Origin of the sequence: Lysinibacillus sp. FSL H8-0500, from assembly GCF_038051955.1 — a bacterium.
In the GTDB taxonomy this organism is placed as follows: Bacteria; Bacillota; Bacilli; order Bacillales_A; family Planococcaceae; genus Lysinibacillus; species Lysinibacillus macroides.
The window spans coordinates 294,923-305,312 of record NZ_CP150292.1 but is presented as its reverse complement, the minus strand read 5'-3'; the positions used below and the strand labels follow the sequence as shown (position 1 = coordinate 305,312).

The window sequence follows — 10,390 nt, the reverse complement described above, 5'->3', positions numbered from 1 at the left end:
TCCTTCACTATATAAAACCGACATATACTAAAAATATACAAGGGTTCTACCGGGTATAAAACGCTCATAAGCGATTGCTTCTAACCCATACAGAAAAAAACAGATAATGTCCTTCCATCATCTGTTTCACATGCGAATAAAAGTTCATCCAAAATTTCTAGGCTATGCTAAAATTAAGATAACACCATATATTGGGCAAATTGCCGTTTCATCGACTACTCATCATAAAATAGGGGGCATTTTATCATATGAAAAATAAAAAAAGATGGGCTTTGTTGTCTATCGTGGCCGTTCCTTCACTTCTTTACCATGCACCAGTATCTGCAGCAGAAGTAACAGGACACATACAAACATACATCGCGAACAATTCTTACAATGCCAATGTAACGAATGCTGTACAGCTTATTAACAATATTAATAATACAACCGCTACCTTCCAAACCAATTTAGAGGCTGCGCTGAAAGCCTATAATGCTTTAACGGAAGTGGAGAAGCAGTATGTCACGAACCATGCTACGTTGTCAGCACATCAGCAAACAAGGCTGACCTATCGTAAGCTTGCGGCTCAAATTGAAGAAAAGCTAGCTTCTGTAGACGCTACCTCTGCTAATTATTATACGAATGTGGTGGAGACAAGGGATTGGTATAATACATTAAATGCTGCGCAAAAATCCTTTGTTAGTGAGGCTGCACGAAAAATATTAACATCCACTGTTACACCCAATACATCGCTCAATAAGGTTGTCACTAAAATTCAGTTGCTCAATGCCTCTCGCTCATCCTTCCATAAGGATGTAGCAGATGCTCGAGCAGAGCTGAATGCCTTGCGTAGGTTTTCAAATGTCTCTTTACCTTCTGGCATTGAACAGCTATTGCTGGATGCTGAGCAGCTTGTTGCTAATGACAAGACTGCTGCCAAGAAAGTAGAGGATGCTATTGCTGCTTTATCACCTACAACATCTACAGCTCATGATGTTCAAACCGTTAAAACAGCATTTGAAGCTTTAACGCCTGTACAGCAGCAACTCGTGCCAAATGTTTGGACATTAGTAGATTTTGTACAGGGCGAATATATACTGCCGACACAAGAAAATATACCTAAAAGGCCTGATTTATCAGCTAATGCAGCCATTCCTGGTGAAATCACAGCTATGACAAAAAGTAAAAAGACGTATAAAGCCAAAATTAACGTCGCCGCCTCCGAGGTTAACACAGAACGCTTTATTTTAACGACAAAGGATAAAATAACGATTATTATTCCGCCACTTTATACACTAGTCAATGAAGATGAAGGAGTAATGGAGATTCAAGTAACCAAAAGAGGCAATCGTATTACACTTGCAGTCACACTCAATAAAGAGCCTGTGGTATTTGATGCCAATATGGAAATCATAATTGAGGGTTTAACAGCAAATTCATCTATTATCCACTCTAATGAGCTAGGCGATCGAGTACCTGCCGATTTCATTATCAGTGGAAATCGACATATTGTCCAAACAACTATATCGGATACGTTCCAAATCGTATACAACTAAATTAAAAGTACTAAAGAAATATTAACGAGACCTATGTGGGTTTCCCCCCAATTAAAAATAGGTTTAAAAGAGAAGAACGTAAGCTTTCTATATATTAATAAAAAAGTAATAGACAAAGTCGATTTTTTACTTTGTCTATTACTAACTAAAAATATACGCTCCAGAATGTTAGGCATCAATAAAGGTTTATCAGGCGAATCATCAATTTTTTAAAATTATTTTGTCGTAGCTACTAGTTGCTCCACAATGAAATCTAGCTGTTTCGATAATGAATAGATGTCGTTGTAGTAACAAAAACCAAAATCCATTTCAATAAGCCTTCCTTCTTGAATGGCAGGAATATTAGACCAAACTGGATGATCCGTTAAATCCACCATGCCTTCATAGGATGAACGGATCACGTAATCACCTGCATAATCCGTTAATACTTCTAAAGAAACATCAATTGCCTCATCGGTGTTGTTTTTATTATCAATTTTCTGTTGAATAATGTCTGGTGCTTTCATTCCTAAGTACTCATAAATAGCTTGGGAACCGCGTCCAAAGGTATAACTTGTCACAACTGACATTTTCCCTTTGCCGCCTTCCATAATACTAACCGTTTTATCTGAAATACCTGCCTCTTTTAATTTCTCTTGACTATCCTCTACCTTTGTATAGAAATTAACTAAAAGCTCTTTTGCTTCTTTCTCTTTCCCTAGCACTTCACCAATCTTTGTTAAGCGTTCATCTAGTGATGTTGAGAAATCGATCATAACAGTAGGTGCAATTCTTTGCATTTGATCATAAAGCTCATCCTTACTTGGAATAATGATGACATCAGGTTTTAATTGGATCACTGCCTCAACATTTGGTTCAAACCATTCACCTAAACTTTCAACTGTTTTTAATTCTTCCTCAAATGCTGCTCCCTCTTGTATTTTAGAGGAGCCCACTGGTGTCACATCAAATGCTAGTACATCACCTGTATAATACATCACCACTACTCGCTCAGGGTTAACAGGTATTTCTACGTCTCCTTTCATAGTAGAGACCATTTTTGTTTGAGATTCGCTGGCTGCTTGAGTGGTAGAGGCTTGTTTTTCCCCGCCTCCTGCATTGGTTGATGCTCCACTACTGCAAGCACTTAATAAAAGCGTCAGGCATAGAAAGAGTGTTGCAATAACTGATAATCCTCTTTTATTCATCGGTTCATACTTCCTTTCATTATATTGATAACCATTCTCAATATAATCTTGGAAGCTCCAATCGACAATGGAGTATCTTTCAGACATTGAAGGACTATCCTTTACCAAATCACTTACTTGTTTCTTTTGACGGAATTTTGTAGGTGAAACGCCTACTCTCTTTTTGAAAAGTCTACTAAAATAATAGACATCGCTATAGCCGACACCCATAGCGATATCGAGTAAGCTAGCATTCGTCTTCTCAAGCAAAATAGAAGCTTTTTCAATACGTAACTGAATGAGATACTCAATCGGACTACATCCTATTTGTTGCTTGAATTGAATGGATAAATGAGACGGACTATAGCGTAGCGCCCTCGCAATTGATTCTAAAGTCAATGGCTGTGCATAGTTTTCTTCTAAATAGGCTTTAATTTGACTAGAGACATTCAGCTTTTGAATGTTGCCACTGTCCTGACCTAATTGCATAAAAATTTCATTTAATAATTGATAGAATAACGATTTAATGGTAAATTTGCTAAGATTATTAGCATTTTCCCACTTCTTATACATATAATATATTTTTTCAAACATTGTAATAGGTGAGTTAGGAACAAGACTGTATTGATATTTGAAAGGATTATTTCTTTGCATAGCACTTGCTATCATCTTATTTGAGGTTAAAGGAATGGAAGCTCGATAAAATATTAAAAAATATTCAAAGCCTTTGTCTGTAGCCACTATTTGTAGAGTAGAGCCCTTTCCACCATGAATAAGATGAAAGCCTTCTAATGTGTAGTTTGTTAAATCGATCTGGACTTCCGCACCACCACCTGTGGCATAAAGAAACATATTAGCAGGTATTTTAAATGTTTTTCCTATTTCCTCAGGTTTTAATAGCTCATATCTTATATCGAGCACTTTGATCGTTGCATGATTCCAAAGAAATAGAAACTCCTCTTTTGGTAACATCCTACATCATTCCTTCCAATTCTTCACTACCTCCAAGTTTATTATAATTGATAATCATTCTCAATATAAATTCTGTATAAAACATAGAAAAACCACTCAAACAATTCAATGCTTGAGTGATCCTATGGAATTTCATTTATTTTTCTTTTGCATGCTGTACTAACATTTCTGTCACTTCTTCGATCTGACCAAGAATTGAAATAGGATCTGAAAACCAGAAACTCCAACCATCTATTTCAAAGAGTTGATCATTTTGTACAGCATCTAGCGTTTGCCAAACTGCTTCGTTTTTATATTCATATGTTTCTGTCGCTTTATCAACAGCTACAAAAATATAATCACCCGCATAATCTGGCAGTAATTCAGGTGATAAGTCCAGCCATGGCTTTTCAGGATCAATATCCTCTACTACTTTTGCGGGTGGAGTTAGTCCAAGCCCATCATAAAATGATCGCCCTGTATAACCATTACCATATAATGTTATATCATTTTTTGCTCCACCAGCAAGGACCGTCACGGTTTGATCCTTATCAATAATATCTTGAACTGTTTGTTTAGCTTTTGCTACTCGTTGATTATAGTCATCTAACCAAGCCTTCACTTCTTCCTCTTTATCTAAAATTTTACTAAACTCCTCCAATGTTGCATCCATTTCTAAATTAAAAGGTATTAAGACTGTAGGTGCTATTTTGGCATATGCTTCGTATTTCTTATCGTCTCCTGTAATGATAAGATCTGGCTTCAAATCAACTACCGCTTCAAGCGAGTCCTCAAAATAAGTAATTCCTTCATTATGCTCCTTTAAGTAAGGGCTCTTCATATAAAGCTCCTGTGTTCCTACTGGTTTAATGCCTATAGTTAATAAAAAACCTGGATAGTAATCAGTTACGATACGCTTGGGATCAACAGGAATCTCTACATCCCCCTTCACAGTGGAGACAATTTTAGTTGTCGACTGCACTTCTGTTGACTCATTAGCTGGTGTTTTTGTTTCTCCATTAGTAGAAGTGGTGATAGCAGTACCAGAACATGCACTAAGCAATAAAGTGAAGCATAGCAATAAAGTCGCCAGCATAGAGGACTTCGTTTTTTTAGTCATCGATAAATCTCCTTTTGGCTTATATTGATAATAATTATCATTATCAATATAAGATCGTAGCCACTTTTTATCATTAGACAAAGCGAGCCGATACATAGGACGATACGATTTTTGCTTAGCTGGCTGTTGTTTAAATTGCATTGGCGTTTGCCCGCTGTATTTTTTGAAAATACGAATAAAATAAGAAACATCCTCATAACCAATATTTGATGCTATCTCTTGCAAACTTGAGGATGTATGTAATAATAACTGCTGTGCTTTTTTTATCCTTATTTGGATAAGGTAATCAATGATACTTCTACCCGTTTTCTGCTTAAATTGCTTCGCTATATAGGGAACACTATAATTCAACATTTGGGCAAGTGATTCTCGTGTGATCGGCTGATAATAGTATTCTTCTATATAATTTTGAATCTGCTCCACAAGGTCTGGTTGCCGAACAATCACCTGCTGTTGATGTAACTGCTGCAAAAGCTCATAAATGAATTGATAAAAAAGAGCTTTGACATGAAAATGTGCTAGCTTGCCCTGTTTGAGCCATTCCTGATACATACTTTCGGCTTTTTGCTGTAACGTAAGTGCATTGGAAACTTGAAAAACATATTGAAGCTGAAAAGGCTTTTCACGTTCCCACAACGCTAGCAAACCTTTTTTATGGGGAAGAGGTAGCGTTGCTTTATAGAGAATTAAATAATACTCCAAACTATCTTCTACAGCACTGATATGTAGGCAACTCCCTTTACCAATATGAGCTATATAAAAGTTCTCTATCTTATAGGGTTTACTATCCAACAATATATTAGCTTTTCCTTTTATCATGTACAAAAAGCCGCTAGCTGGTAAACGATAGGAGCTAAGTTGTTCATCTCTTTGCATCTTTGTATAACGAATATCGAACACTTGAATGGAAGCAGCTTTCCACAGAAGGATATGATCATCTATATTCACGGTTTGTTTTCACACCTTTCTAGTCAAATCATAGAATGGTTCCTCTTATAAATATTATAAATGACAAACATTCTCAATAACATCTTAAATTGAAACAACAAAAAAGAAGCATCTTTATCACTAAAGATACTTCTAATTATTTAGCTTATTTTTTATTCGTTAGCCAGTTTGTTAATTCCTCTACCTGAGCTAACACGGCTGTTGGGTCATAATACCATGAGCGCTCCTCAGGCCAAACATAAAGATGATCGTTTTTTACGGCTGGCAGGCTACTCCATATTGGATCCTTCTTAAAATCTTCAGCTGTGCGATCATCTGAAGTCAAAATAATATAGTCTCCTGCATAATCTGCCAGCACCTCTTCGGAAATTTCAGCCCACTGCTTTTCCATAATTTCATCCGCTACTTTAGAAGGTGGTTTGCGACCAAGAGCCTGATAGACGGGTTGTCCACCACGTCCAAAATTATCACCATATGCATAATACGTTTTGCCTGCATCCTCTATAATAGAGAAGCTTGCATCCTTTGGAATAATCGCATCTACCTGTACTTTGGCATCGGCAATCTTTTGATCATATTGCGCCAGCCAATCCTTAGCTTCTTGCTCTTTGCCAAGCAACTCACCGAAATAAGTAAGTTCTTCGTGTGCATCCTTCAATTCACCATAAGGTATGACAACTGTAGGAGCAATTTTACTTAAAGCCTCATAATTTTCCCCATTGCCAGTAATAATCAAGTCCGGTTTGAGCGCTATAATCTTCTCAATGGACGGTTTCCCATAATCACCTATTTCTTTTACATCCTTTAATGCATCCTTTAAATAATAGTTTTCAAGAGCCAATCCAGGCGCTCCCACAGGTTTCACATCTAATACAAGTAAACTAGCGATATACTCCTCTGCTACAATACGCTGTGGATTAGTCGGAATAACAATTTCACCATTTGTTGTCTGAACCGTTTTTGTTTCTGCTTCTTTTATATCTTGTTCTGCAGTTGGACTAGCGACCTTTTCCTTTTCTCCACAAGCCGTTAACAATAGCAGTAATAATAGAAATAGTGGTGCTAAGAATTTTCTATTTTGCTTCAGCAATCTTTTTCCCTCCATACATATCAATTGATAATTATTCTCATTCATTGTAGAAGAGGGTGAGAAATTTGTCTATGCACAAGAATGATTTACCATCTTGCACTTTTATGATGTCAGTGCCTTCATTAATTCCTTCAATTGAGCTGCTGTAGATAACGGATCATAGCCATAAAATAACTCGTACTGATTGATAAAATACACTCGCTGCTTTTGTACAGCCTCCATTGTCCGCCATTCTTCTGAATGTAACAGCTTGATAAGGCGTTTTTTAGCTAGATCGTTAGTAGGAAGAGCTGTGATAAAAATATAATCAGCCGGATAATGAGCGATCTCTTCAAGCTCTACTGTAAAAAACCCCGTATGCTCAATTTTTTCAGCAATAATTGCATCTGGACGCCGAAATCCTAAATCCTCATATAATATATGACTTCCCCTACCATAACTGCTGTCTATACAATAAGCTGCGGCATTATTGCCTAATTCCCAAACAATTGCTGTACCTCTTGAACCGATCTGTTGATCTAACAGAGAGTTACAGGCAAGGATCTGCTCCTCATATTGCTGTAGCCAGCTACCAAATCGCTCTTGCCTATTGACAATATTAGAAATAAGACGAAATTGATCTCGCCAGCTTAATTGCTGACAGGGTAGTTCGACTACTGGTGCTAATGCTAGTAAGGATTGTTTGTCATGCCCCTTGCTATAGTTAATAATGACATCTGGGCAGGCTGCTGTGATTTCTTGATAATTGGAGACCACATTGTGCTCATAACCTATCAATTTATGCCGAGATGGTACTGTTTTTATATTTTCTATAAATGGAGAAAATACGCCTAATTCTGGAATAATACCGAGAGCCAGTAAGCATGCTGTATGGTTTGTGTTAAGAGTAATAACACGTTTTGGCTTCTGATAATAGACCTTAGGCGATATACCAACCAGCTCTTTAAACTTTCGACTTAAATACGTCCCCTCCCTATAGCCTACATTCTGCGCAAGATCATCTAGTTTGGGCATATCATAAAGTAGTTTTTTCTGTGACGCTCGTATTCTCAGCATTGTTAAATATTTACTGAATGTATAGCCTGTATGTTTACGGAATACACGTGAAAAATGTTCTGGGCTTACTTGTGCTTTTGTAGCCATTTGCTCCCTTGTTAAATCCTCGTGGAAATGTATGGAAATATAGTCTACTACCTTTTGAACCCACAATCCCTCTTGTTGCTGCTTACTAGCCCATAGTTCGCTATAAACAGTTTCTAATAGTTCAGCGAATAATTTTTGTAAACGAAAAGGATGATTGTGCTCAAAAACCCTCGCTTCTTTTTCTAATGCCATTGCTATATCCATAAGTTTAGATGAACCTTTTTCAATCAAAGCTATATCATGAGCTATTTTTGCACCGTATGGACGATATTGAAGGGCAAGTCCTGCAATTCGATTCGTTTCTAATAGCTGAAAATCATCAGCATGATGCCATAGTAAAACTGAGCGTGCATGAAGTTCTCTATACCTACCCTGAACACAATATTTTACATGTCCATCATAAACAATGATGATCCAAGGCCATAAAGTGGATTCTTCATTGTGATGAATCATTTCTTCTAATCGCATAATGTGAATAGGCTGATAAAAAGTATGGGGTAATAAACGATCATCTATAGTCATTTTTATTTTATCTCCCATTTATTGATATTGATTATCATTTTCATTATAATGAATTAAATAAAGAGAAAGCAATATATTTAGGAGGCGCATCACTTTGACCAAGAAGCATCTTATTTTGACTGGCATATTCATTCTATCTATTGTTTTAGCTGCCTGTGGAAATCAAGCTACTACATCAGATAAAGCTAGCAAAGACAACGAAGTAGAGCAAGATCGCGTATTAACAGACTCATTAGGACATGAGGTCACAATTCCTGAAAAGCCCCAACGTGTAATTGCACCTTATTTAGAAGATCATCTTATAGCATTAGGCATTACGCCTGTTGCCCAATGGTCTGTCAAGGGTGGCTCCGTTCAAGGCTATCTTCAGGATTCTTTAAAGGAGATTCCAACGATTGAATTTGATCTTCCTTTTGAGGCTGTGACAAGCTTTAAACCAGATTTAATTGTTATTGGCTCACCTGACATTGCGGAGGGTGAAAAATATGAGCAATATAGCAAAATTGCACCAACCTATGTAATGGGAACAGAGGATAGTAATTGGCGTAATAAGCTATTAAAAGTAGGCGAAATTTTTGGACAAACAGAAAAAGCTAACGAAGTCCTAGCTGAATATGAGCAAGCTGCTAAAGAAGCCAAAGAAAAAATTGAAAGTAAGATTGATAGTCCATCAGCAGCGGTCATCTGGAATATTAAAAATACAATTTATATGGTGAGTGACACAGCTTCTAGTGGTGTTGTACTATACAATGACCTTGGCTTGCAAATACCGACCCTTGTAAAGGAAGTATCAGCCTCTGCAACAAGTGATTGGTCACAGGTATCTTTAGAAAAATTTGTACAAATCGATGCCGATTATTTGTTTGTTATCAATAGTGATAGTGCGGGAAGCGCTGATTTGTTAAGCGATCCCCTTTTAGCAAATATTCCAGCCATTAAAAACGGTCATGTCTATGAATTCGATCAAAGTTCAAGCTGGCTATATTCAGGAGCTATTGCCAACCGTCAAATTATTCAAAATGTTATAGATAGCATAGCAAAGTAAAAAAATCCCTTCAGCATCTTAAAGCTGAAGGGTTTTCATTGTGTTGAAAAACAAAATTGTCCATGAAATTTTTATGAATCCTCGCGAGAGACTTCTGATTTCAGGCGATTTGTTTGATACGATGTTTCGCCAATAGAAGAAGCATGTAAGGTTAGGTTGTACGTTGCTTTTACGCGGAAATTTACTTTGTGCGCAAGTGAAGTGACCATGATGGGAGTAGCCCTTCATTCCAATTTTTTAAGGGACTCTATGTGGCAATGGTCAAGTTAGTGTTAATGGAAGAAGCGCACAATTGTCTATTCATCCTCATAGAAGTGACCGCGAAAGTTGCTAGTCGTGAAATGATCGTGCTACTTCATATGCGGAGGAGGAACACTTTTAAAGAATGGTTGATTGGAGTGGAGACCGCGTGACTCCTTGGGGATTAGCGTCGCAGATGAGACCCCGCAGCGCAGCGAGGAGGCTCATCGGACGCCTCCAGGAAAGCATGCGGTCGTAACGGAAATCAACCCTTCGCTTTGCTAAAAGTCAGCTTTTTGCCATGAACACAATCTTTTTTCAACAACGTGAAATCCCTTCAGCATCTTAAAGCTGAAGGGTTTTATTATGCTCTATATCTTACAAATTTTCATGAATTTATCCTTAAAAACTGTTATTTCGGAATAAAGTTTAATCAAAAACATCCCGCAACCTCAGATTTTACGATAAACTAAATATACAATTTTTATAAAAATATTTGATCATTTCCGCATATTACTGTTTAACAATTGTACTCGATTGTTAAATAAATTTTGGCAGATTCTAAAGAATATTTCACTTAATTAGTTTAAAATGATAAAATTTGAACAAGATTAATAAGAGTAGTTTTTT

6 protein-coding genes are annotated in these 10,390 nt (G+C 37.0%); 2 read left to right on the top strand and 4 right to left on the bottom strand.

All coding sequences use genetic code 11. The annotated features are described in order from the left end of the window. Window positions 1-248: 248 nt before the first annotated feature. Entirely contained in the window at window positions 249-1,535 is a 1,287-nt protein-coding gene (locus MHB44_RS01400) for a hypothetical protein (RefSeq protein ID WP_341301284.1), read from the top strand. Window positions 1,536-1,750: 215 nt separating this feature from the next. On the opposite strand, the gene MHB44_RS01395 is transcribed toward MHB44_RS01400, so the two are convergent. From MHB44_RS01395 to MHB44_RS01380, 4 genes are all read right to left on the bottom strand, one after another. Beyond that, entirely contained in the window at window positions 1,751-3,673 is a 1,923-nt protein-coding gene (locus MHB44_RS01395) for an AraC family transcriptional regulator (RefSeq protein WP_341301283.1), read from the bottom strand. Between the two features lie 136 nt (window positions 3,674-3,809). Next, window positions 3,810-5,720, bottom strand: a complete 1,911-nt coding sequence (locus tag MHB44_RS01390) for an AraC family transcriptional regulator (protein ID WP_341301282.1) — start codon at window positions 5,718-5,720, stop codon at window positions 3,810-3,812. Window positions 5,721-5,865: 145 nt separating this feature from the next. Further along, window positions 5,866-6,810 (bottom strand): ABC transporter substrate-binding protein, encoded by a 945-nt coding sequence (locus MHB44_RS01385; RefSeq protein ID WP_341301281.1) that lies wholly within the window; start codon window positions 6,808-6,810, stop codon window positions 5,866-5,868. Between the two features lie 102 nt (window positions 6,811-6,912). Then, window positions 6,913-8,475 (bottom strand): AraC family transcriptional regulator, encoded by a 1,563-nt coding sequence (locus tag MHB44_RS01380; protein WP_341301280.1) that lies wholly within the window; start codon window positions 8,473-8,475, stop codon window positions 6,913-6,915. Window positions 8,476-8,563: 88 nt separating this feature from the next. Between MHB44_RS01380 and MHB44_RS01375 the strand changes: the two genes are divergently transcribed. Then, window positions 8,564-9,520 (top strand): ABC transporter substrate-binding protein, encoded by a 957-nt coding sequence (locus MHB44_RS01375; protein ID WP_341302902.1) that lies wholly within the window; start codon window positions 8,564-8,566, stop codon window positions 9,518-9,520. Window positions 9,521-10,390: the final 870 nt, after the last annotated feature.

Bases quoted from the DNA above. Each gene is read 5' to 3' on its own strand.
- MHB44_RS01380 (WP_341301280.1), bottom strand. From the start codon at position 8,475: ATGACTATAGATGATCGTTTATTACCCCATACTTTTTATCAGCCTATT.
- MHB44_RS01395 (WP_341301283.1), bottom strand. From the start codon at position 3,673: ATGTTACCAAAAGAGGAGTTTCTATTTCTTTGGAATCATGCAACGATC.
- MHB44_RS01400 (WP_341301284.1), top strand. From the start codon at position 249: ATGAAAAATAAAAAAAGATGGGCTTTGTTGTCTATCGTGGCCGTTCCT.